The organism is Frankia sp. CcI49 (assembly GCF_001983215.1).
GTDB lineage: Bacteria > Actinomycetota > Actinomycetes > Frankiales > Frankiaceae > Parafrankia > Parafrankia irregularis.
Window position 1 is genome coordinate 342,942 of sequence record NZ_MOWP01000004.1, and the last position, 21,356, is coordinate 364,297.

Genomic DNA, 21,356 nt, shown 5'->3' on the forward strand with positions numbered 1-21,356 from the left:
CGCGCGGCGATGAGCGCCTGCTCATCTTGCTGTGGTCAAGCCCACATCGTGTTCCCGTGGGTCGGACGGGCACATACCCCCGGGGTCGTGCGTTGTGGGTTGCGCACGACAAGAGCACAACCTTTCTGGGAGAACTCAGTGGCCACCGATTACGACACCCCCCGAACAGCCGATCTCGAGGATTCCGAGCAGAGCCTGGAGGCCCTGAAGGCCCGGCGGGCGGACGCGGCGGCGGACCTTGGTGACGACGCTGATCCGTTCGAGACCGAGCTCGGCCTGCCGGGCGCCGATCTGTCCGGGGAGGAACTGACCGTCCGAGTCCTGCCACGGCAGGCGGACGAGTTCACGTGCACCAGCTGCTACCTGGTCCACCACCGCAGCCAGCTGCATGACGCTCGCCGCATGGTGTGCCGGGACTGTGCGGCCTGACCGCGGGTGAGGCCGCGGGGCCGCGGCGGGCGGTACTGGCCGGCGCAGGTCAGGCCGGTACCCGTACCCCCGCCTCGATCATCCGGGCGACCGCGCGTTCGCGGTCGCCCGAAACGCGTTCCACGAAGCGTGTGAGCGCGAGCGGGACAGTCACCTCAAGGCCCTGTTCCCGGGCGTCGAGGGCCGTCTCCAGCACGCAGTAGTCACCCGCCAGGCCGACCACGACGACGCTCGTCACCGCTCCTGCGGCGAGCCGCTGACCGAGCACGGTCGCGGACCGCTCGCCCGAACGCGGGTCCCGGACAGAGAAGGCCGAGTAGCCGTCCGCTCCGTCGACACCCTTGCGGATGACCTCACCGGCGATCACCACGCCGGGATGGAAATCCGCCCCGGGCGTGTCACGTATGCAGTGGGGCGGCCAGATACCCCCGTCGGTGACGAAGTGCGGTGTGGCCGGCGGATGCCAGTCCTGGCTGTAGAAGACCGGACTGCCCGCGTCGGCCGCCGCGGCGATCTCCTGGTTGACCCCGGCGACGATCTCCTCGCCACCGGCGACGTAGAGGCTGCCGCCGACCGTGGCGAAATCGTTCTGCAGGTCGATGACCAGAAGCGCCACCCCGTCGCCGTAACGCGTGCCCATCGCTGCGCTCCGATCCTCGGCCGGCCGGCCGGCCCGATCCCGCACCCGCTTGGCCGGACTCCGCGGGCGGGCTTCGCGGGCGGACGCCCAACGGCCCGCCCCACGGCGGCGGCTGATGGCTCGATCGGGACACCGGCGGCGTGTCGTCGGGAATGCCCGTCCCTGTCCCACTGTAGGTTGCGGGCGTGCGCAGCCGCGACTACGGATCCGATGTCCTGGCCCAGTCCAGCGCCGGCGCCAGGGCGCCCAGGCCGCCGCGGGCGGTCGAGATCGAGCGAGACCTGGTCGTGGAGGACGCCGAGTCGGGCTTCTGCGGCGCCGTGGTCGGTATCGAGGCCGGCGGCGTCATTCTTGAGGACCGGCACGGCCGCAGGCGGTCCTTCCCCCTGGACGGGGGCGTCTTCCTGCTGGACGGGGAGCCGGTGACACTCACCCGAGCCCGGTCGGCCGCGCCGCGTCCACCGGGGCGCACCGCCTCGGGCTCGATCGCCGTCCCAGGCCTGCCCGCCCGGGTGGCCCGGGCCAGCCGGATCTACGTCGAAGGCCTGCACGACGCCGCGCTGGTCGAACGAGTGTGGGGTGACGACCTGCGGATCGAGGGAGTCGTCGTCGAGCCGCTGGACGGTGTCGACGACCTCCCGGAGATCGTTCGTGGCTTTCGGCCCGGCCCGGGCCGTCGGCTCGGGGTGCTTGTCGACCACCTGGTCGCGGGCTCCAAGGAGAGTCGGATCGCGGCGGGCGTCACCGGCGAGCATGTTCTTGTCACCGGGCACCCGTACATCGACATCTGGCAGGCCGTGAAGCCTGCCTCGGTCGGCATCCAGGCCTGGCCCACGGTTCCGCGTGGGCGGCCCTGGAAGGAAGGTGTCTGCGCCGCGCTCGGCGTCGCCGATCCCGTCGAGATGTGGCGGCGGATCCTCGCGGCGGTCGACTCGTACGCCGACCTCGAGCCCGGCCTGCTGCGTGCGGTGGAGGAGCTGATCGATTTCGTCACCGCGCCCTGACTCCGTCCTGAGACTCCGTCCTGCGACTGCGTCCTGCGCCCGGCCGAGCTGTCGGGCCTGACACGGGAGGGCTGAGAACTAGCGCGTATATGGTTCTATACGGCTAGTTCAGATTGTCCGGCCCTTCGGTGGCTTCGTGGTGCGGGGCACTGGGCTGGTCGGCCTGTGGGGGGCGGACAGGAGCGGAGGGCGTCCATTGCCCAGAAGCAGGCCCGGGAGCAGGCCCCGGAACACGCCCAGAGCGGTGTCACCCTTTGCCGTACTCGCCGGCGCTGCGCTCGCGCTCATCGCCGTCGCTTCGGCAGGACTGGCGTTCTGGCCCGACGGCGCCAGCTCACCCGGCGCCCGGCCTCCCGGTGTCGAGGTCGCCTCCGCGCAGGATTCCCGGACCCTGCTCGGGCGGACCGTGGTACTCGATCCGGGTCACAACGGTGGCAACGGCGCCCACCCCGCAGCCATCAACCGGCGCGTCGACGCCGGTGGTTTCCAGAAGGAGTGCGACACCGTCGGCGCTTCGACCGACGACGGGTACGCGGAGCACGCGTTCGACTTCGACGTCGCGATCCGAGCGGCGGACGTCCTGCGCGCCCTGGGTGCCACGGTGATCCTCACCCGCAACGAGGACGACGGCGTCGGACCCTGTGTCGACGAGCGGGCCCGCATCGGCAACGAGGCCGGCGCGGACGCCGTGGTGTCGATCCATGCGGACGGGGGTCCGGCGGAGGGCAGCGGATTCCATGTCATCGCGCCCGCGGCCAGCCCGGACGGGTCGAACAACGCGATCCTGGACAGCTCGGGCCAGCTGGCGGACCTGCTTCGGGCGTCCTTCGGCGCGGCCACCGGGCAGGCCCGGTCCGACTATCTGGGTTCCGACGGCATCGCCATCCGCTCGGATCTCGGAGGGCTGAACCTCTCCCGGGTACCGAAGGTCTTTCTGGAGTGCGGCAACATGCGCAATCCCGGCGACRCCGCGCGGATCAAGGATCCAGCCTGGCGTCAGCGGGCGGCAGAGGGTGTCGCCGACGGGCTCGCCGCGTACCTGACCAGCAGCCCGCCGGGCGACGGCCGCTCGTAGGTGCAAGTGCCCGCCCGCGACGGATGATGTCCGTTCCTGATGTCCGTTCCCACCCAGTTCCCACCGGGTGATCCCAACAGGGGAAGTGATCTCGGACAGCAGAACGGCCACCCCGCCGGGGTGGCCGTTTCCGTTGCGCCGCAGCGCATCCGGAGTGGTGGGCGATACTGGGATTGAACCAGTGACCTCTACCGTGTCAAGGTAGCGCTCTCCCACTGAGCTAATCGCCCGCAATTTGGATCAGAGGCGGAGGCGGGAATCGAACCCGCGTACAGGGCTTTGCAGGCCCTTGCCTAAACCACTCGGCCACTCCGCCGCGAAAGGCCGTGATGGCTGCAATCTCTGACCACACCGCTTCCGAGCGGACGACGGGATTCGAACCCGCGACCCTCACCTTGGCAAGGTGATGCTCTACCACTGAGCCACGTCCGCATGTTCCGCTTGATCCCCCTTGGGGGACCCGGTTCGCCGATCGGATCGGCTTCCCGCTTGGCGGTGTAGGTAGCACTCTAGCGGACGATCGGGGCGGTCGTCGAATGTGAACGCCGCCGTGCCGGGATGTCGCTCGAATGTCGCCCGATCGTTGGTGGCGAGTTGGGCTGACAGTCACTTTTGGCGTCGGAAGCGGCGCCGGCGCTGGTCGAGGCGGTCGGTCGTCACTCTCGGTCGCCGGAAGGTCGCGATGGCGGCCCGCCCTCGTGGTGCAGGCGCCTCCCCTCCGGCTGGCCGGAGGGCGCCGGTCGGTGGGCAGAGGCCGGAGCACGGCCGACTGGCCGGCCGGTAGGCGCTGTATATCGGGTGGTGACGGGGTGAGCGCGGCCACGTCGACCGCGGCGATACGGTCAGCGGAATGAAGTACGCGAACAGGGGCATCACGACGGGGGGACGACTTTCAGGGAGCGGCGCGCAATGCGGTCACGGGCGGCTGGAGTGACCGTCCCAGGGGCGGTCCGGGGCCGGGAGTCCTATCTCCTGGCGGGAGGACTGCTCGCCACCGGCGTGGTGGACGTCTCCGACGACCTGCGCGTGCTGGACGGCGGCGGCTTCTGGGGAGTGGTCGTCGACTTCGAGGGCGGCTGCCGTTGCGTCCGCTTTCGCGAGGTGCGCCCGGCCCCGGCGGCCGCGGTGGAGGCCGCCGGGCCCTGGCAGGGGCCGGCACATGACTCGTGGGTCACGAGCATGGACGCCGCGGCCTATGTCGCGGGGGTCGGTGCGATCCGCGCGGAGATCGCCGCCGGCGAGGTCTACCAGGTGAACCTGTGCCGCCTTCTGTCGGCACCGATCGCCCCGGGCCCGGCGGGATCGGATCTCGCCGCCCTCGCGGCCGTTCTCGCCGCGGGCAACCCCGCGCCCTACTCGGTGGTGCTCGATGCGCCCGAGGCGGATCTGCGCATCGTCGGCGCCTCTCCCGAGCTGTTCCTCTCCCGAGACGGTGACGTGGTCCGTTCCGGCCCCATCAAGGGCACCGGCCGGACCGCCGCCGACCTTCGGGACAAGGACGTCGCCGAGAACGTGATGATCGTCGATCTGGTCCGGAACGATCTGGGGCGGGTGGCGCGACCGGGAAGTGTCACGGTGCCGGCGCTGTGCAGGGTCGAGCAGCACCCGGGCCTCGTCCATCTCGTCTCGACTGTGCAGGCGACACTTGCTCCCCAGGTCGGCTGGGCCGAGCTGCTCGCCGCGACCTGTCCGCCGGGATCCGTCTCCGGGGCGCCGAAGTCGAGCGCGTTGCGGATCATCAACCGGCTGGAGCCGGTCGCGCGCGGTCACTACTGCGGCGGCATCGGGTGGGTCGACGCCGACACCCGGCGTGGCTGGCTGTCGGTGGCCATCCGGACCTTCTGGCTCGCCGACGAGCGGATCTGGTTCGGTACCGGCGCCGGAATCACCTGGGGCAGTGACGCGGAAGCGGAGTGGCGTGAGACGGAGCTCAAGGCCGCCAACCTGCTGTCGTTGGCCTCCGCCGCGCCCTCGACCGCCACGAGCTGGAGCGGTCGGGCCGGACCGACGGCCGTCTCCCGCGGATCCGGGTACGACACGTCCGGGCGTGTCTCGGCGACAGGCTGAGGATCTCCGCGCCGGGGGATCTCCTTTTCGGTCGGGAGATCTCCCACGGATCTACCCGGACCCACCGGCCCACAGACCCACGGACACAGCGAAGCGCCTGGTGGGGGAGAGTCCCCACCAGGCGCTCATGTCGACGGGAGCTGACTTGTGTGCCGGATGTGCCCGCACCGGCCTGCCCGGGATCGGACACGACGCCGACCCCGGTTGCGTCACCGTTCGGGGCCGCCCCAGATCAGGAGGGCGAGCTCGGCGTCCAGATCGATGACATCGCTCTCTCCGCCGAGCGGCACGGCCGCATACGTTCGGCGGAGGAACGCCAGCACCTCGGCACGTGGCATCTCGAAGAGCGCGTGACCGGACGGACTCGACAACGACAGGCACACGATCCGCCCACCCGACTGGGCGGCGGGCCAGACCTGTACGTCGCCATCGCCGGCTGGCCGGCGGACGCCGTCACTGAGGAGCTGCCGAGCGAAGGTCCATTCCACGACCTCATCGGCCCCGGTGCGGAAGCCGATGCTGACCGCGTACGGGTCGGCCGGCTCGTATCGGACCGTGGCGGCGACCGGAACCGGAGCGCCACCGGGAACGACGAGCCGAAGGGCGAGTTCTGCGGTGATCGAATCGTGACGAATAGTCATCGGGCGGCCTCTCATGGTGCGTGGTGCGGGCGAGCACCCGTGTAACGAGATAGTTCCCYCTCTGAGTCCCGTTTGAAACAAGGTTATGCCAGGACAACATCCGTTACGGCGGTTCGGGCGAGTTGCCCTGCCCGGGAAGACCGACCGAAGTCCCCTGAGAAGACCCGGTCGGTCGCGGTGGTGATCGCCGAGCCGAAGGTGTCGCTCGGTGATCGTGTTCCGCGTTCGACTGAGGGTTCCCCCGAGCACAATGGCCGTTCTGCCGAGGCCGTGCCACTCATAGCCTTCCCTGTCCGGACCCGTCTCAACCACGGCGAGTCCCGGCCAACCCGGCGTGTCCCGAGGATCAGCCGGAGGGCAGACATGCCCCCATCCGTCCGTTGGCCACCCCCTGTCCGTCCCTCGGTCGTGTCCGTGTAAGCTGAGCCCAGGCTCGGTGAGGGCGCAACACGTCCGGCCGGAGCTGCTGGTCTGAGAGGCTTTGGGGTAGTTTGGAGGCGGCGCCGGCCGGTCCGGTGCATCGGTTCCGTTCTGTCAGGTAGCTTGTTGGATCGCGCGGGCGTATAGCTCAGGGGTAGAGCGCTGCCTTCACACGGCAGAGGTCCGTGGTTCGAAACCACGTACGCCCACACACCGCGCGGTATCTCCGCGTCATCGCTGCGTCGCCCGATGGCGGCAGCCCTCTCCGCTCCCTACGGTCGGCCACCCTCCCATCTGCGCTGTTGGGCTGTGACCTGCGCCCCTCCAGGGAGCCGACCGGTACCCCTGAGGGGTACCGGTACGTCCGATTCGGTGATCCCACAGTCGTCTCGAGGTCTCCGTGACGAAGGTCCTCGGGCCGGTTCGACGCCCAGAAAATCAGATGCCTCGTGCTGCGCGGTGGTGGCACTTTGGTGGTGGCGCGGCCTTTCGGCATAGCGGTATGGACCTTCGGCCGGTCCTGAACCGACGGCCGGATCTGTCCCGGACGTGCCCTCGGGGGAAGTCGCCCGGCCGGCTACCGGGCCCGGCCAGGTGCGGAGACGGCCTGCCGAGCGCCAACCGGTGGCGGCTCGTGGATGGGTACCGTGGTCCCGGACGGAAGCAGCGGAGGAATCCATGGCCGGTCGTCGGTGGGGCTGGTCCCGGGGCGTGCGGGAGGCGGCAAGCGTGGTGAGGTTGGCTCACGTCCGAGCGGCGGGCCGGCGACGGCTCGAGGTCGCGCGCCCGGCAGGCCACTCCCGATGACCGCGGCCACCGCTCCGGGCGGCGCGCCGCTGGACGAGCAGGCGGGTGTCGGTCATCCGGACGCCTTTCAGCGCCTCTACACACCGCATCGCATGGCGTACATAAAAGGGGAGGGGCGGTCGCCCGGCGACCAGTGCCCGTTCTGCGCCATCGTCGCGATGACGGACGAAGAAGGGCTCGTGGTCGCCCGCGGAAAAACGGTCTACGCCGTCCTCAACCTCTACCCCTACAATGCGGGCCATCTGATGGTGGTTCCCTATCGTCACGTCGCGGACTACGCGGAGATGAGTTACGACGAGACGGTGGAGATGGCACTCTTCGTGCAGCACGCGCTGCGCGCATTGCGGGTGGCCAGCGGCGCACACGGCTTCAACACCGGAATGAACCTCGGCACGGTGGCCGGTGCGGGTATCGCCGCGCATGTGCACCAGCACGTGGTGCCGCGGTGGGGCGGCGACACGAACTTCATGCCCGTGGTCGGGGCGACCCGGGTCCTGCCGGCGCTCCTCGGCCAGACCCGGGAGCTGCTCGCCGCGGCCTGGAGCCGCACAGAGCAGGTGTGAGGCCCGCGCACGGGCCTCACATGCGCCACCGCGACGAGGCTCAGGCCAGCCCGGTCACCTTCGCCACGAGCTGCTCCGGAAGCCGCTCGTAGCCATGGGGCCGGCGGGTGAACACGCCGGTCCCATGGCTGACGGAGCGCAGGTCGATCGCGTAGCGGGTCATTTCCAGCGCCGGCACCTCGGCGTGAATCATGGTGCGCCCTGAACCGCGTTCGAGTCGTTCTGTGCCGGCACCTGCGCCCTCCTGGGACGTCACGCCCACGACTCGGCCGCGGCGGGTCGCGATGTCGTTCATCACCGCGCCGACGTGTTCGTCGGGAACGTCGACGTCGATTTCCAGCACGGGTTCGAGCAGCACCACGCCGGCGGCGTTGGCGGCCTCGCGCACCGCCAGCCCGCCGGCCGCCTGGAACGCCAGGTCCGATGAGTCGACACTGTGTGCTTTTCCGTCGACGAGCCGTACCCGCAGATCAACGGCGGGGAATCCGGCGACCAGCCCGCGTTCCAGCTGGGCGCGCACACCTTTCTCGACCGACGGCACGAACTGGCGGGGTACGGCGCCGCCGACGACCTCGTCGACGAACTCGATGCCGCTCCCGGCGGGCAGCGGTTCCACGACGATCCGGCAGATCGCGTACTGGCCGTGCCCGCCGGACTGCTTGACCAGCCGGCCGACGCCCTCGGCGCTGGCACGGACGGTCTCGCGCAGCGGCAGGCGCAGCGGCACCTTCTCCAACGTGACGCCGAAGCGGTCGTGCAGGTGTTCCAGCACCAGGTCACCGTGGGCCTCGCCCATGCACCACAGGACGAGCTGGCCCGTGTCGGGGTCATGGCGCACGGTCAGCGTGGGGTCTTCGGCGCCCAGGCGTCCGAGCGCAGCGGAGAGCTTGCTCTCGTCGGATCGAGCCTGTGCCTGCACAGCCATGGGTAGCAGCGGCTCGGGCATGGTCCACGCCGGGAGGTACCGCGGGTCAGCCGGGTCGGAGAGAGTGTCCCCGGTCTCCGCGGTGGCCAGCCGGGTGATCACACAGAGGCCACCCGCGGCGCACTCGTCGACCGAGTGCAGGGACAGCCCGATCGGTTGGGAGAGGGCGCCGATCCGCTCGCGGTCCTCGTGGTCGGGGTGGCCCGCGGCGGCCCGGCCGTGCCCGGACACGTGCACCGACACGTCGGGGCGCAGCGTGCCGGAGAACACCCGGACCATCGACATCCGGCCGATGTACGGGTCGGTGGTGGTACGCACGATCTCGGCGACGAGTGGCCCGGACGGGTCGGCATGTGCGGGTGGGCAGGGGGATCCGTCCGGGCGGGTGAGCCTGGGCAGCGGGTGCTCGCTCGGGGCGGGGAACGCGTAGGTGAACAGGTCGAGGAGCTCCACCGTCCCCAGACCGGGCTGGAAGTCGTGCGCCCCCCGCTCGGGACCCGGTGGGATCATGAGCGGCAGCACCGGGTAGAAGGAGCCGCGGGCCACCGCGGTCTCCAGATCGTCCAGCAGGATCTTCGGATCGAGTTCGGCGCCGTCGACATACCGGTCGAGCAACGCCTCGTCCTCGCTCTCGGCGATGACCCCCTCGAGCAGCGCGCCCCGTGCGTCGGCCGCGGCTCCGGTGAGCTCGACCGGGTGTTCGTGCTCGTGGCGGCCGTCGGCCGTGTAGTCGATCAGCCGTCCGGTCACCAGGCCGATCAGCCGGCGGGGCGGTGTTCGCCGCGCCGCCCCGGCGCCGCCCGCGCCGTCGGTCCCGGCGGTGGCCGCGGTCGCCGGGTAGTCCGGGTCGGGGATGTTGGTTCCCTCCAGCAGGTAGACGGGGAGGACCCCGGTCCCGAACGCCTCCTGGCAGGCCATCACCATGGCATCGAAGTCGGCCCGGGGATGGTCCAGACGGGTGATGGCGATGGCGCGGGGCATGCCCACGGCCGCGCATTCGTCCCAGAGCATTCTGGTGGAGCCGTCGATCCCCTCGATCGCGTTGATCACGAACAGTGCCGCGTCCGCGGCCCGTAGCCCGGCCCGAAGCTCGCCGACGAAGTCCGGGTAGCCCGGGGTGTCCAGCAGGTTCACGGTCACGCCGCGATGCCGCAGCGAGCCGAGAACCAGCGAGACGCTGCGTTGGGCGGTTTCCCCGCCGGAGGCCGTGCCCGCGCCGCCTCCGGCGGCACCCACCCCGGGCCAGGCGCCGTTCGCTCCAGTTGCTCCGTTCGCTCCAGGCACCCGGTTGGATCCAGGCGAGGACGGACGGCTCTCGCCGGCCGCGGTGTCCGCCGTGACATCGACGTGGCTGCCAAGGTTCGCCGCCACCTGGAACAGGTGCTGCCGCAGGGTCGTCTTGCCCGCGCCGGTGTGGCCGACGAGAACGACGTTCCGCACATCGTGTGCCGCTGTTGTCATACCGCCTCCCATCGGGGCTCGGCGGGCCGAGTGCACACCGGCACCGTTCGAGGCCGGCGTGGTCCGCCTCGCGGCCAGCGCCGGGAGGGCCCGGCGGTCACTGCCGGTGCCCCGGGCCGAGGAGGTTGGCCATGACGCTGACGCGTACCCCGAAGAGTCCCCCGATGTGACGGGGACAACAAATCCAGGCCAGATCGTGATGAGAAATGAGCGGATCGTGACGGCGGTACTGTGAGACCGCCCAACCCGGGCGGTACACGACAGACGACGGGACGGACATGCTCGCTAGCAATGCGCGACCCCAGATCCAGAAGGTGCTCGATCCGTTGAGCCAGTGGGCCGCGCGGTCGTCGGTGTCGCCCGACCTGGTCACGATCATCGGAACGATCGGCGTCGCCGGCGGCGCGCTGGGGTTCTTCACTCTCGGGCACTTCTTCGTCGGCACCCTCGTCATCACCCTGTTCGTCTTCTCCGACCTGGTCGACGGTGTGATCGCCCGTGCGCGCGGGATCTCCTCGAAGTGGGGTGCCTTCCTGGACTCGACCTCGGACCGGGTGGGCGACGGCGCGATCTTCGGCTCGCTGGTGATCTGGTACGCGGGCGACGGCGACTCGCTGCCGCTCGCCGGCGCGGCGCTGCTGTGCCTGGTCGCCGGCTCGGTGACCTCCTATGTGAAGGCCCGCGCCGAGAGCCTCGGCTTCACCTGCAACGTCGGCTTCGCCGAGCGAGGCGAGCGGCTGCTGATCCTGCTCGTCGCCGCGGGCCTGTACGGCCTCGGCGTGCCGTACCTGCTGCCGGTCGCGCTGTGGTTCCTGGTGGGCGCGACCGTGCTCACGGTGGCCCAGCGTGTGGTCCACGTGTATCGGCAGTTCGTCCGCTCCGGCCGGCCGACCCTCGTTCCGCCGGCCGGCGAGTCGAACGCCGCCGCGGAGGCCGCGGAGGCCGACCAGACCGGGGCGGGTCCTTCGGTGGCCTCTTCGGTGGTGAGCCAGACTGGTGCGCCTGACCTGGCGGGCGGGGCCGGTGTGGCTGGTTCCGGCAACGCGCCGCGGGGCGTGCCGCCGGTCCCGCAGGTCGCGCCGGGCCGCTGAGGTGGGAGCGGGCTCGGCTGAGGTGGGAGTGGGCTCGGAGGCGGGCGTGGAAGCGGGCCTGGAACCAGTCGCGGGAGCGGGCTGCCGATGACGCTCGCTGGCCGGGTGACGCTGCTCGCCTACGTGCTGGGGTGGCGGCTGGTCCGGTTGCTGCCCGGGGCGCTGGCGGCCTGGCTGTTCCGGCGGGCCGCGGACCTCGCATGGCGCCGCGGCGGGCGGGGGACCACCCGGCTGCGGGCCAACCTGGCCCGGGTCGTTCCCGCCGGCACTGATCTGGACGCGTTGACGCGCTCCGCGCTGCGCTCCTACGCCCGGTACTGGATGGAGGTCTTCCGCCTCCAGGACATGCCGACGGACTCGATCGTCGGCCGGATGCGGGTGCTGGACGAGGCGAGGCTGCGCGGCGCCCATGCGACCGGCCGGGGCATGATTCTGGCCCTGCCGCACATGGGGAACTGGGAGCAGGCCGGCGCCTGGCTGGTCGCGACGGGGGTCCCGTTCACCACCGTCGCCGAGCGACTGCGTCCGGAGCCGCTCTTCGATCGTTTTGTCCGTTTCCGTGCTGCGCTCGGCATGGAGGTCGTTCCGCTGACCGGCGGGGAGCAGCCGCCCGCGGAACTGCTCACCGAGCGGCTGCGCGCCGGTGGGGCCCTCTGCCTGCTGGCCGACCGTGATCTCTCCGAGGCCGGCGTGGAGGTCACCTTCTTCGGGGCGCCCGCGACGATGCCGCCCGGCCCGGCCGCCCTCGCGCTGCGCACGGGCGCGGCCCTGCTGCCGGTGACGCTCTGGTTCGATGACGACGGCTGGAGCGCGCGGATCCATCCCGAGGTCGAGCACACCGACGTCCAGACCATGACCCAGGCGCTGGCGGACGAGTTCGCCGCGGGGATCGCCGCCCACCCGGCCGACTGGCACATGCTCCAGCGGATCTGGCGCGAACCCGTGCGGTGAGGAAGGGTCGGCTGTGAAGATCGGACTCGCCTGCCCGTACACGTGGGACGTCCCCGGCGGGGTCCAGGCACACGTGCGTGACCTGGCCGAGTCGMTGCTGGAGGCCGGCCACGAGGTCTCGGTGATCACACCGGTGGACGACGAGTCCGCCCTGCCGCCCTACGCCGTCGACGCCGGGCGCGCGGTGCCGGTGCCCTACAACGGCTCGGTCGCGCGCCTGCTCATGGGACCGGTGTCGGCCGCTCGGGTGCGCCGGTGGCTGCGCGAGCACGACTTCGACGTGCTGCACGCGCATGAGCCGACGGCGCCCAGCATCAGCCTGCTGGCCTGCATGCTCGCGGACGGCCCCCTGGTCGCGACGTTCCACACGTCGAACCCCAGGTCCCGCATGCTGACCGCGGCCCAGGTCGCGCTGCAGCCGTCGTTCGAGAAGCTGCGGGCCCGGATCGCGGTGTCCGAGGCGGCGCGTCGCACACTGGTGGAGCATCTGGGCACCGGTGCCATCCTCATCCCCAACGGCGTCGCGGTACGCGCCTTCGAGGGCGCCCGACCGCTGCCCGGGTACGGCGGGTCCGGCAGCGGCAACGGCAACGGCGACAGCACGACGGGTGCGGGTGCGGGTGCGCCGACCGTGGTCTTCCTCGGGCGCATCGACGAGCCCCGCAAGGGCCTCGACGTGCTGATGGCGGCCTTCCCGATGCTGGTCGAGCGGGTCCCGGACGCCCGGCTGCTGGTGGCGGGCCCGGGGGACACGGCCGCCGTCCGCGCGCGGATCGACCGCTCGCTGGTCGATCGGGTCGACCTGATCGGCCTGGTGCCCGAGGCCGACAAGCCCGCGGTCTTCGCCTCCGGGAGCGTGTACTGCGCGCCCAACACGGGGCAGGAGAGTTTCGGGATCGTGCTGCTGGAGGCGATGGCGGCGGGAACACCGGTCATGGCCAGCGATATCGACGCCTTCCGGCGGGTGCTGGACGACGGGCGTGCCGGGCGGCTGTTCGGCGTCGGTGAGCCGGCGGAGCTGGCGGCGGGGCTAGCCGATCTGCTCCGCGATCCCACGGAACGGGCGCGGCTGGTCGAACGCGGTCGTTCGGTGGTCATGAGCTACGACTGGCGGGTCGTGACACAACGCATCGTGAGCGTCTACGAGATGGTCTCCGGGGACCGGCCGGTGTCGGTCGCGGCGACGGACGAGAGCTGACCGCAACGCTGACGGTCGACCCCCGGTGTCGCATCGTGGCTCGGCGCATGCAGGGGGACTCGACTGCTGGTGCCTCCGGCCAGGCTGGATGCGGAGCGGAGATGATCCGTCGCGGTGTCCTTCGTGTGGTCGATCCCGGGGAGAGTTCATCCATCGGAGTTGACTACGCTGCGCGAGTTGACGTCCTCCCCTCCCGTGAAGTGAACGTGGGGGATTCCAACTACACGAACAGGGGTTCGCGGTGTTGAGGTTGGCTCATCCAGCTGTGACGTCGCGTTCCCGAACGGTGGTCCGCCTGACAGCGAACCACCGCCCCCTGCCCGGCTCCGCGGGAAGCCGGATCCCTCCCCGGTCCGAAGGCCGGGGCCGGGGTATTCTCCGGGGCCCCCGATGACGGTCGTCGTGGCCGTGGTTGTGCTTGTCGTCGCGGCCGCGACCTATCTGACCTGGCTCGCGAGCCGGCTCGACCGCCTGGCGAGCCGGGTTGACGCGGCCCGGTCCGGCCTGGTCGTGCAGCTTCTCGCACGGGCCGAGGCCGCGCAGACCCTCGCGCGGCGGTACGAGCTGTCCGAACTCGCCACCGCCGCCGAGAGTGCCCGAGCCGGCCACACCGCTGCGCTCGCCGACGACGCTCGGCCCTCGGCACCGGCCCGGTCCGCGGACGCGGCTCCGCCGCCCGCGGACGCGGCTCCGTCCGCCGGTGCTGGCCTGGATTCGGCCGCCGAGGATGCCGAGAACGCGCTGAGCCGCGCGTTGCGCTCCTCCGCCGTCGTGGCGGTGGGGCGGGAGACGCCTGAGGCCGTCGCGGCCCTGGACGCGGCGGCGGCCAGGGTGGCGCTGGCCCGCCAGTTCCACAACGACGCGGTGGGGGACGTCCGATCGCTCGCCGGGCGGCGCATCGTGCGGGTGCTGCACCTGGCGGGGCGGCGGCCGTTGCCGGCCTACTTCGAGATCGACGACGCGCTGCCCGTGCGCGGGGACGGCCCGCCCCACCCGGAGGGCCCAGCCGCGGTCTTCGGCACCTGACCAGCCGCGCCCGCGCGGCCGTGCCCGCGTCCGCTACCGCGCCCGCGTCCGCTACCGCGCCCGCGTCCGCTACCGCGCCCGCGTCCGCTACCGCGCCCCGGGCGGTGTCAGGCGTCCCGGGTGTCCGTGTCCGTCCCGCCGCCGGTGCCGCCTTGGCCGCGACCGGGCTGATCCTGCTGGTCGGAGCCCGAATCCGCCCCCGGAGCGGGGGCCAGGCACAGGACGAAGTCCGAGCCCCCGCCGGTCTCGGTGTACGTCGCCGTGGAGCGCGCCATCAGCTCGCACAGCGCATCCGAGTCGCCGGACACGCGGCTCAGGACGAGGAACTGGGCGTCTGGTGAGTCACAGCCGACGACCGCGACGCCGTCACCGTCCCGGCGGACGCAGTCTCCCGTGCTGACGCGGGTGGCGCCCGGCTGGCTCCCGACGATCACCCCGACCACCAGGACCAGCGCCGCGAGCGGGACCAGCACCCCGAGTGCGGCCGGCCGCCGGGTCAACGGCGGCTCCGGCCGCGGCCGCGGGCCGTAGGCGGGGCCCGGGGGAGGAAGTTTCTTGATCTTCAGGTTCGCGCCGAGGTTCATCACCAGGACCACCGGCGTGATCAGCAGGGAGGCGATGCCCCACCAGCCCTGCCACAGGGTCCGCGCGCTCATCGCGCGCAGCCTGGAGGTTCCGCAGTCCCGGCAGAAGGGGCCGGGTTCGGATCGGAACCGCATCAGGACGAAGAATCCCTGGTGCTCGCGGAGCGTCGTCTGCGCGGCCGGCGCGGCGCCGCAGACGCGGCAGCGCGGCCCGGGTGCTCCGGCGCCGGGCCAGCCGGCGTTCGGGTAGCCGCCTGCGGGCTGCGGCCAGCCGCTGCCCGGCGGTGGGCCGGCATGCGCGGGCCAGCCGGGGCCGGGCTGTGCGGTGCTGCCCACGGGCCAGTTGGCGCCGGGCTGTGGGGCGCCACCCGTGGGCGTCGGCGCCGCCGGTGCCGCCGGTGCCGGCCAGCCGGGCGGTCCGCCGGGGGGAGCGCCGAATCCACCGGGAGCCCCGGGGCCCCGGGGTGCGGGGCCTGGCCCGGGCCATGGCTCTGGGGGCGGCGGGCCGTAGGGGTTTGTCATGTTTCTCCCGGGTGCTCCTCGTCGCAGCAGGGCAGGATACTCCGAAGTCCGTCGAAAAACGATTTGTCCCCAAGACCCGAGATCCGATCTGGTGGGCGATGTGGCGACCGCCACCGCCACCGCCGCTGTCGATCTCGCCGATGCCGGCGACCGGGTAGGACCGGCACGGTCCGGCCGTACGATGGTTTCGCAGCCATTACGTGCGGGCCCGCCATGTGCGGGTCCGTCCAGCCCGGAACGACCGCCGGAGAGTCAGCTCCCTGCGCGGCCCGGTGCTCGGCCGGCCGATCCGTTCGTCCGGTCCCGCACCGCTGTGCGCGGTCCTGACGTCATCGGTGGTCCGCCCGTAGCCGAGGGTTCCTCGGGGGCACCGGCCGTGGTCGGTCGTCGCCGGATCAGGGGCGCCGGATCCATCCGGCGGTCACCTGCCGGTCGGCATCGTCGCGGGCGCCGTCCGGAGAACCCGTGTCCGCACTATTCGAAAGAGACACCACATGATGTCCGACGGCCCGACCACCACCGCCCCAGCCGCGGGCACCTCGCCGACCGGCCCCGGCACGCCGGGCGGCGGGGAGAGGCACGCCGGCACCGCCAGGGTCAAGCGTGGCATGGCGGAGATGCTCAAGGGCGGCGTCATCATGGACGTCGTCACTCCCGAGCAGGCCCGGATCGCCGAGGACGCGGGCGCCGTCGCGGTGATGGCGCTGGAGCGGGTGCCGGCCGACATCCGTGCGCAGGGCGGCGTCGCACGGATGAGTGATCCCGACATGATCGCCGGGATCATCGAGGCGGTCTCCATCCCGGTGATGGCCAAGGCCCGGATCGGGCACTTCGTCGAGGCGCAGATCATCCAGTCGCTGGGCGTCGACTACGTGGACGAGTCCGAGGTGCTGACCCCGGCCGACCCGCACCACCACATCGACAAGTGGGCTTTCACGGTTCCCTTCGTCTGCGGTGCCACGAACCTGGGGGAGGCGCTGCGGCGGATCTCGGAGGGCGCCGCGATGATCCGCTCGAAGGGTGAGGCGGGCACCGGCGAGGTCTCCAACGCGGTGGTGCACATGCGCACCATCCGGGCGGAGATCGCGCGGCTGTCGGCGCTGCCCCCGGAGGAGCTCTACGCCGCGGCGAAGGAGCTGCGGGCTCCGGTGGAGCTGGTCACCGAGGTCGCCCGGCTCGGTCACCTGCCGGTCGTGCTGTTCACCGCCGGTGGGATCGCCACCCCGGCGGACGCCGCGCTGATGATGCAGCTGGGTGCGGACGGCGTCTTCGTCGGTTCGGGCATCTTCAAGTCCGGTGACCCGGCCCGGCGCGCGCGGGCGATCGTCGAGGCCACGACGATGTACAACGACCCCGGAGTGCTGGCCAAGGTCTCGCGTGGTCTGGGTGAGGCGATGGTCGGCATCAACGTCGGTGAGCTCCCGCCGCAGGCGCGCTTCGCCGACCGCGGCTGGTGAGCCTCCCGCGGATCGGTGTCCTGGCGTTGCAGGGCGACGTGCGGGAGCACGCGCGCGCTCTCGCCGGGGCTGGCGCCGAGGCCTGCGAGGTCCGGCGGGCCGCCGAGCTGGAGTCGCTCGACGGGCTGGTCCTGCCCGGTGGCGAGTCCACTACGATCGGGCGGCTACTGCGGGTGTTCGAGCTGCTCGAACCGCTGCGGGCCGCCGTGGCCGGGGGCCTGCCGGTCTTCGGTTCGTGCGCTGGCATGATCCTGCTTGCCCGGGACGTGATCGATGGTCGGCCGGATCAGCCACTGATCGGTGGTCTTGATGTGGTCGTGCGGCGCAACGCCTTCGGTCGTCAGGTGGAGTCCTTCGAGACGGACCTGACGGTCGCAGGCGTCGACGGGCCGCAGGTGCATGCTGTCTTCATCAGGGCGCCCTGGGTAGAAAAGGCAGGGGACGGTGTGGATGTGCTGGCCCGGGTGGGCGACCGCCCGGTCGCCGTCCGGCAGGGGTGCCTGCTGGCCACGTCGTTCCACCCTGAACTGACGGGGGACATCCGGGTGCACCGGCTGTTCGTCCAGATCGTGCGATCCGAGCTCGGGCTCAAGAGGGGCAGGTCATGAGCGGTCACTCCAAGTGGGCGACCACCAAGCACAAGAAGGCGGTCGTCGACGCCCGCCGCGGGAAGCTGTTCGCCAAGCTGGTCAAGACCGTCGAGGTGGCGGCGAAGACGGGCGGTGGGGATCCGGCGGGCAACCCGACGCTCGCCGACGCCATCGCCAAGGCGAAGTCACAGTCGGTGCCGAACGACAACATCGACCGGGCGATCAAGCGCGGCTCCGGTGAGCTCGCCGGCGGGGCGAACTACGAGTCGGTCACCTACGAGGCCTACGGGCCGAACGGGGTCGCCGTGCTCGTCGAGTGCCTCACCGACAACCGCAACCGGGCCGCGTCCGACGTCCGGGTGGCGATCACCCGCAACGGTGGAACACCGGCCGACCCGGGCTCGGTGTCGTACCTGTTCAACCGCAAGGGCGTCGTGCTGATCGACAAGACGGCCGAGCTGACCGAGGACGACGTCCTGCTGGCCGTGCTCGACGCGGGCGCGGAGGAGGTCAACGACGTCGGCGAGGCGTTCGAGGTCGTCTCCGAGGCGACGGACCTGCACGCGGTCCGGGTGGCGGCGGGTGATGCCGACCTCGCGGTCGCCTCGGCGGACATCTCCTGGCTGCCCTCGGTGAGCGTGTCACTCGACGAGGAGCCGGCCCGGAAGGTCCTCAAGCTGGTCGAAGCGCTGGAGGACCTCGACGACGTCCAGAACGTCTGGTTCAACGCGGACATCTCGGACGACGTCATGGAGCTTGTGTCGAGCTGAGCCGGTCGCGGCGTGTCGCGGATGTCCCGGGTTGCCCCGGCCACTAGGATCGAACGGATGTTCGTGGACGTGGCCGGGAGGGCTCGTTGCGTGTTCTCGGGGTCGATCCTGGGCTGACCCGCTGTGGCATTGGTGTGGTCGACGGTGGCCCGGGCCGACGGGCCAGTCTGGTCGACGTCGGTGTGGTGCGTACGCCGGCGTCCGACGAGGTGGCACAGCGGCTGCGGGCCGTCTCCGAAGGCGTGGAGGAGTGGCTGGACCGGCTGCGCCCGGACGCGGTGGCCGTGGAGAAGGTGTTCAGCCAGGCGAACGTGCGCACGGTGATGGGTACCGCCCAGGCCGGCGCCGTCGCGATCGTGGCGGCAGCCCGCCGTGGGCTGCCGATCGGCCTCTACACGCCCAGCGAGGTCAAGGCCGCGGTGACCGGCAGCGGGCGGGCCGACAAGGCACAGGTGGGGTTCATGGTGACCAGGCTTCTTGATCTGGCGGAGGCGCCGAAGCCGGCCGATGCCGCGGACGCGCTGGCGCTCGCGCTGTGTCATCTGTGGCGTGGCCCGGCGCTGGCCCGCATGCGCGCCGCGGACCCTCGCGCCCGGGTGGCGGACCCGCGGGGCAGCCGGGCATGACGGCGACGGCTCCGACCTCGCCGACGGGACCGGCGGCGTGATCGCGTCGATCAGCGGAACCGTCGAGGCGCTCTCGCCCACCTCCGCGGTGGTGGACGTCGGTGGTGTCGGGATCCTCGTGTGGTGCACGCCCGCGACGCTGGCCGGGCTGCGGGTCGGTGAGCGCGCGAAGCTGTCGACGACCCTGGTCGTCCGAGAGACCGAGCTGACGCTCTACGGCTTCGCCGATGCCGACGAGCGGGATGTCTTCGAGATCCTGCAGGGTGCCGCCGGGGTGGGGCCCAGGCTCGCCCAGGCCGTGCTGGGCGTGCACAGTCCGGACGCGGTGCGCCGGGCGGTCGCGGCGGAGGACCTGGCCGCGCTCACCAAGGTTCCCGGGATCGGCCGCAAGGGTGCCCAGCGCATCGTCCTCGACCTGCGGGACAAGATCGGTCCGCCCAGCGCGCCGGTTCCGGCGCCACGCGGCGCGGTGGCGGCAGCCGCCGCCGTCGCCGAGCTTCGGCTTGGCGGCCCCGCCGAGCAGGTTCGCGACGCTCTGGTCGGGCTTGGCTACTCGGCGCGGGAGGCCCAGGACGCCGTCGTCGCCGCGGGCGCCGCGGCGGGCGCGGGCGCAGGTGGCGCAGGTGGCATGGGCGTCATGGGCGTCATGGGCGACGCGGGCGACGCGGGCGACGCGGTGGACCCGGCCGCGCTGCTGCGTGCGAGCCTCGCGATCCTGCGGCCGCGATGAGGGCATCGGTCCGGGCGCGGGCAGCGGCGTGGGCTGTCCGGGGGGCGTCATGACGGCGGACGACGGCGGCCTGGTCTCCGCCGCGGCGACACCTGAGGAGAGGGCGTTCGAGGCGGGTCTGCGCCCGCGGACGCTGAGCGAGTTCGTCGGTCAGCGGAAGGTGCGTGAGCAGCTCTCCATCATGCTGGAGGGGGCCCAGGGCCGTGGGCGGCCACCGGACCATGTGCTGCTCTCGGGTCCGCCGGGGCTGGGCAAGACGAGCCTCGCCATGATCATCGCCGAGGAGCTGGGAGTCCCGCTGCGGATGACCAGCGGGCCGGCGATCGAGCGGGCCGGTGACCTGGTCGCGATCCTCACCGCGCTGACACCGGGTGAGGTGCTGTTCCTCGACGAGATCCATCGCATCGCCCGCCCGGCGGAGGAGCTCCTCTACGCGGCGATGGAGGATTTCCGGGTCGACGTCGTCCTCGGCAAGGGCCCGGGCGCGACGGCGATCCCGCTGGACCTCGCCCCGTTCACCCTGGTCGGCGCCACGACCCGGTCGGGCCTGCTCACCGGGCCGCTACGGGACCGGTTCGGCTTCACCGCCCACATGGACTTCTACGGGGCCGACGAGCTGGCCCTGGTCCTCGCCCGGTCGGCCCGGCTGCTGGGCGTCAGGCTGACCGACGATGGCGCGGCTGAGGTCGCCGGCCGTTCCCGTGGCACGCCCCGCATCGCCAACCGGCTGYTGCGCCGGGTCCGCGACTACGCCGAGGTCCGGGCCGACGGTGTCGTCTCCCGGGAGGTCGCCCAGGCGGCGCTGCGGATCTACGACGTCGACGGGCTTGGCCTGGACCGGCTGGACCGGGCGGTGCTGGACGCGCTCGTGCGCCGTTTCGGCGGGGGTCCGGTCGGCCTCGGCACGCTCGCGGTGTCGGTGGGTGAGGAGGCGGAGACCGTCGAGGACGTGTCCGAGCCGTTTCTCCTGCGAGCCGGCCTGCTGGTGCGTACGGCACGGGGCCGGGTCGCCACCCCGGCGGCGTTCACCCATCTCGGGCTGGAACCGCTCGCTGATGGTCTTGGCAGGTCACAGGCGTCCATGGCGCTCTCCGGCGACGACTCGCCGCAGGCCTGAACGGACTGCCACTCGAGATGTCCGGCTTCGCCGGGAATCGCACCAGCGGCCTGCCCGCAGTGCGCGCGGCGCACCTACGTACGATCAGCCGCGACACTCAGGAGGGTAGGACGTGCAGGTACTCGCGACCATGACGACCGCGGCGGACAACGACGGCGGCAGCTCCATCAGCGGACTGATCTTCCCGCTGCTGATCGTCCTGCTGATCGTCTACTTCTTCTCCACCCAGCGGCGCCGCGCGAAGGCACAGCAGCAGCAGCTCGCGCAGATCGTTCCCGGCACGCTCGTCGTGACCACCGCCGGCCTGTACGCCACGGTCGTGGAGCAGGACGGCGCCGACATCCTGCTCGAGATCGCGCCGGATGTCGTGTGCAGGTTCAGTCGCAACGCCGTGGCACGGGTGATCAGCACGCCGGACTCGGATGCCGCTGACGGCGAGCACGGCGAGCACGGCGACGACGCGACCGCCTCCACGAACCCGCTGGCCACGACGCATGACGCCGACGAGGCCGGGGCGGCGGACCACGACGCGAAGTCATCCGGCTCCACTACGGAAAGTGACGACACGGACGGTGTCGGCGACGGTGACCGCGCCGGCGGTGCGGACGGGGCGGCTGGCCGGCCCGGCGGGCCGCGCAAGGAGCTCTGACCCGAGGCCGTAC

Annotated in this window: 20 protein-coding genes and 4 tRNA genes; 17 read left to right on the forward strand and 7 right to left on the reverse strand. The window is 71.9% G+C overall.

Annotated features, from left to right (window positions below; all coding sequences use genetic code 11):
* The first annotated feature begins 138 nt into the window (after positions 1-138).
* Entirely contained in the window at positions 139-429 is a 291-nt protein-coding gene (locus CcI49_RS02160) for a DUF4193 domain-containing protein (RefSeq protein ID WP_006539043.1), read from the forward strand.
* A 49-nt stretch (positions 430-478) separates the two neighbouring features.
* Here the strand turns inward: CcI49_RS02160 and CcI49_RS02165 are convergent, their stop codons facing one another.
* Positions 479-1,069: an isochorismatase family protein gene (locus CcI49_RS02165; protein WP_054565775.1), complete on the reverse strand. Its 591-nt coding sequence runs from the start codon at positions 1,067-1,069 to the stop codon at positions 479-481.
* A 185-nt stretch (positions 1,070-1,254) separates the two neighbouring features.
* Between CcI49_RS02165 and CcI49_RS02170 the strand changes: the two genes are divergently transcribed.
* A complete protein-coding gene (locus CcI49_RS02170; RefSeq protein ID WP_006539045.1) occupies positions 1,255-2,073 on the forward strand; it encodes a DUF3097 domain-containing protein in 819 nt (272 codons plus the stop codon).
* A gap of 244 nt (positions 2,074-2,317) precedes the next feature.
* On the forward strand, positions 2,318-3,148 hold the full coding sequence (locus CcI49_RS02175; RefSeq protein WP_076823881.1) for an N-acetylmuramoyl-L-alanine amidase: 831 nt from the start codon (positions 2,318-2,320) through the stop codon (positions 3,146-3,148).
* Between the two features lie 155 nt (positions 3,149-3,303).
* Here CcI49_RS02175 and CcI49_RS02180 read toward each other — a convergent pair.
* The 3 genes from CcI49_RS02180 to CcI49_RS02190 all read right to left on the reverse strand — a co-directional run bounded on the left by CcI49_RS02180 (position 3,304) and on the right by CcI49_RS02190 (position 3,580).
* Positions 3,304-3,378: transfer RNA gene (locus tag CcI49_RS02180), tRNA-Val, on the reverse strand.
* A 14-nt stretch (positions 3,379-3,392) separates the two neighbouring features.
* Positions 3,393-3,464 (reverse strand) — tRNA-Cys (locus CcI49_RS02185).
* A gap of 44 nt (positions 3,465-3,508) precedes the next feature.
* Positions 3,509-3,580, reverse strand: a tRNA-Gly gene (locus tag CcI49_RS02190).
* Positions 3,581-4,057: 477 nt separating this feature from the next.
* On the opposite strand from CcI49_RS02190, the gene CcI49_RS02195 reads away from it, so the two are divergent.
* A complete protein-coding gene (locus CcI49_RS02195; RefSeq protein WP_054565777.1) occupies positions 4,058-5,215 on the forward strand; it encodes a chorismate-binding protein in 1,158 nt (385 codons plus the stop codon).
* Between the two features lie 209 nt (positions 5,216-5,424).
* Here the strand turns inward: CcI49_RS02195 and CcI49_RS02200 are convergent, their stop codons facing one another.
* Entirely contained in the window at positions 5,425-5,856 is a 432-nt protein-coding gene (locus tag CcI49_RS02200; RefSeq protein ID WP_006544472.1) for an SsgA family sporulation/cell division regulator, read from the reverse strand.
* A gap of 557 nt (positions 5,857-6,413) precedes the next feature.
* Here CcI49_RS02200 and CcI49_RS02205 point away from each other — a divergent pair.
* Both CcI49_RS02205 and CcI49_RS02210 read left to right on the forward strand, forming a co-directional pair.
* Positions 6,414-6,485 (forward strand) — tRNA-Val (locus CcI49_RS02205).
* Between the two features lie 594 nt (positions 6,486-7,079).
* A complete protein-coding gene (locus CcI49_RS02210) occupies positions 7,080-7,646 on the forward strand; it encodes an HIT domain-containing protein (RefSeq protein WP_054565778.1) in 567 nt (188 codons plus the stop codon).
* Between the two features lie 40 nt (positions 7,647-7,686).
* On the opposite strand, the gene CcI49_RS02215 is transcribed toward CcI49_RS02210, so the two are convergent.
* Positions 7,687-10,032 (reverse strand): elongation factor G-like protein EF-G2, encoded by a 2,346-nt coding sequence (locus CcI49_RS02215; protein ID WP_076823883.1) that lies wholly within the window; start codon positions 10,030-10,032, stop codon positions 7,687-7,689.
* 278 nt (positions 10,033-10,310) lie between these two features.
* On the opposite strand from CcI49_RS02215, the gene pgsA reads away from it, so the two are divergent.
* The 4 genes from pgsA to CcI49_RS02235 all read left to right on the forward strand — a co-directional run bounded on the left by pgsA (position 10,311) and on the right by CcI49_RS02235 (position 14,298).
* Positions 10,311-11,123, forward strand: a complete 813-nt coding sequence (pgsA, locus tag CcI49_RS02220; protein ID WP_054565780.1) for a phosphatidylinositol phosphate synthase — start codon at positions 10,311-10,313, stop codon at positions 11,121-11,123.
* A gap of 87 nt (positions 11,124-11,210) precedes the next feature.
* A complete protein-coding gene (locus CcI49_RS02225; RefSeq protein ID WP_054565781.1) occupies positions 11,211-12,074 on the forward strand; it encodes a phosphatidylinositol mannoside acyltransferase in 864 nt (287 codons plus the stop codon).
* 13 nt (positions 12,075-12,087) lie between these two features.
* The gene (locus CcI49_RS02230) at positions 12,088-13,272 is read left to right on the forward strand and encodes a glycosyltransferase family 4 protein (protein ID WP_076823886.1); all 1,185 of its coding nucleotides are present in this window, start codon (positions 12,088-12,090) and stop codon (positions 13,270-13,272) included.
* Positions 13,273-13,662: 390 nt separating this feature from the next.
* Entirely contained in the window at positions 13,663-14,298 is a 636-nt protein-coding gene (locus CcI49_RS02235) for a hypothetical protein (RefSeq protein WP_054565783.1), read from the forward strand.
* Positions 14,299-14,405: 107 nt separating this feature from the next.
* Here the strand turns inward: CcI49_RS02235 and CcI49_RS44055 are convergent, their stop codons facing one another.
* Positions 14,406-15,218: a hypothetical protein gene (locus CcI49_RS44055; protein WP_076823889.1), complete on the reverse strand. Its 813-nt coding sequence runs from the start codon at positions 15,216-15,218 to the stop codon at positions 14,406-14,408.
* A 680-nt stretch (positions 15,219-15,898) separates the two neighbouring features.
* Here CcI49_RS44055 and pdxS point away from each other — a divergent pair.
* The 7 genes from pdxS to yajC all read left to right on the forward strand — a co-directional run bounded on the left by pdxS (position 15,899) and on the right by yajC (position 21,343).
* Positions 15,899-16,861 carry a pyridoxal 5'-phosphate synthase lyase subunit PdxS gene (pdxS, locus tag CcI49_RS02250; RefSeq protein ID WP_091274827.1) on the forward strand — a complete coding sequence of 321 codons (963 nt, stop codon included), beginning with the start codon at positions 15,899-15,901 and terminating at the stop codon, positions 16,859-16,861.
* Complete coding sequence (gene pdxT / locus CcI49_RS02255) at positions 16,858-17,469, forward strand: pyridoxal 5'-phosphate synthase glutaminase subunit PdxT (protein ID WP_054565785.1); 612 nt, start codon at positions 16,858-16,860, stop codon at positions 17,467-17,469. Before pdxS ends, pdxT begins: the two co-directional genes overlap by 4 nt.
* Entirely contained in the window at positions 17,466-18,221 is a 756-nt protein-coding gene (locus CcI49_RS02260) for a YebC/PmpR family DNA-binding transcriptional regulator (protein WP_054565786.1), read from the forward strand. The genes pdxT and CcI49_RS02260 overlap by 4 nt, the downstream gene beginning before the upstream one ends.
* 86 nt (positions 18,222-18,307) lie before the next feature.
* Complete coding sequence (gene ruvC, locus CcI49_RS02265; RefSeq protein ID WP_054565787.1) at positions 18,308-18,847, forward strand: crossover junction endodeoxyribonuclease RuvC; 540 nt, start codon at positions 18,308-18,310, stop codon at positions 18,845-18,847.
* 37 nt (positions 18,848-18,884) lie between these two features.
* Complete coding sequence (gene ruvA, locus CcI49_RS02270) at positions 18,885-19,577, forward strand: Holliday junction branch migration protein RuvA (RefSeq protein WP_076824228.1); 693 nt, start codon at positions 18,885-18,887, stop codon at positions 19,575-19,577.
* A 49-nt stretch (positions 19,578-19,626) separates the two neighbouring features.
* The gene (ruvB, locus tag CcI49_RS02275; protein WP_054566530.1) at positions 19,627-20,694 is read left to right on the forward strand and encodes a Holliday junction branch migration DNA helicase RuvB; all 1,068 of its coding nucleotides are present in this window, start codon (positions 19,627-19,629) and stop codon (positions 20,692-20,694) included.
* Between the two features lie 112 nt (positions 20,695-20,806).
* On the forward strand, positions 20,807-21,343 hold the full coding sequence (gene yajC, locus CcI49_RS02280; protein WP_076823892.1) for a preprotein translocase subunit YajC: 537 nt from the start codon (positions 20,807-20,809) through the stop codon (positions 21,341-21,343).
* Positions 21,344-21,356: the final 13 nt, after the last annotated feature.

Excerpts from the sequence above, each read along its gene's own strand:
- CcI49_RS02165 (WP_054565775.1), bottom strand. The coding sequence starts at position 1,069 with ATGGGCACGCGTTACGGCGACGGGGTGGCGCTTCTGGTCATCGACCTG.
- CcI49_RS02195 (WP_054565777.1), top strand. The coding sequence starts at position 4,058 with ATGCGGTCACGGGCGGCTGGAGTGACCGTCCCAGGGGCGGTCCGGGGC.
- CcI49_RS02200 (WP_006544472.1), bottom strand. The coding sequence starts at position 5,856 with ATGACTATTCGTCACGATTCGATCACCGCAGAACTCGCCCTTCGGCTC.
- CcI49_RS02210 (WP_054565778.1), top strand. The coding sequence starts at position 7,080 with ATGACCGCGGCCACCGCTCCGGGCGGCGCGCCGCTGGACGAGCAGGCG.
- CcI49_RS02215 (WP_076823883.1), bottom strand. The coding sequence starts at position 10,032 with ATGACAACAGCGGCACACGATGTGCGGAACGTCGTTCTCGTCGGCCAC.
- pgsA (WP_054565780.1), top strand. The coding sequence starts at position 10,311 with ATGCTCGCTAGCAATGCGCGACCCCAGATCCAGAAGGTGCTCGATCCG.
- CcI49_RS02225 (WP_054565781.1), top strand. The coding sequence starts at position 11,211 with ATGACGCTCGCTGGCCGGGTGACGCTGCTCGCCTACGTGCTGGGGTGG.
- CcI49_RS02235 (WP_054565783.1), top strand. The coding sequence starts at position 13,663 with ATGACGGTCGTCGTGGCCGTGGTTGTGCTTGTCGTCGCGGCCGCGACC.
- pdxS (WP_091274827.1), top strand. The coding sequence starts at position 15,899 with ATGATGTCCGACGGCCCGACCACCACCGCCCCAGCCGCGGGCACCTCG.
- CcI49_RS02260 (WP_054565786.1), top strand. The coding sequence starts at position 17,466 with ATGAGCGGTCACTCCAAGTGGGCGACCACCAAGCACAAGAAGGCGGTC.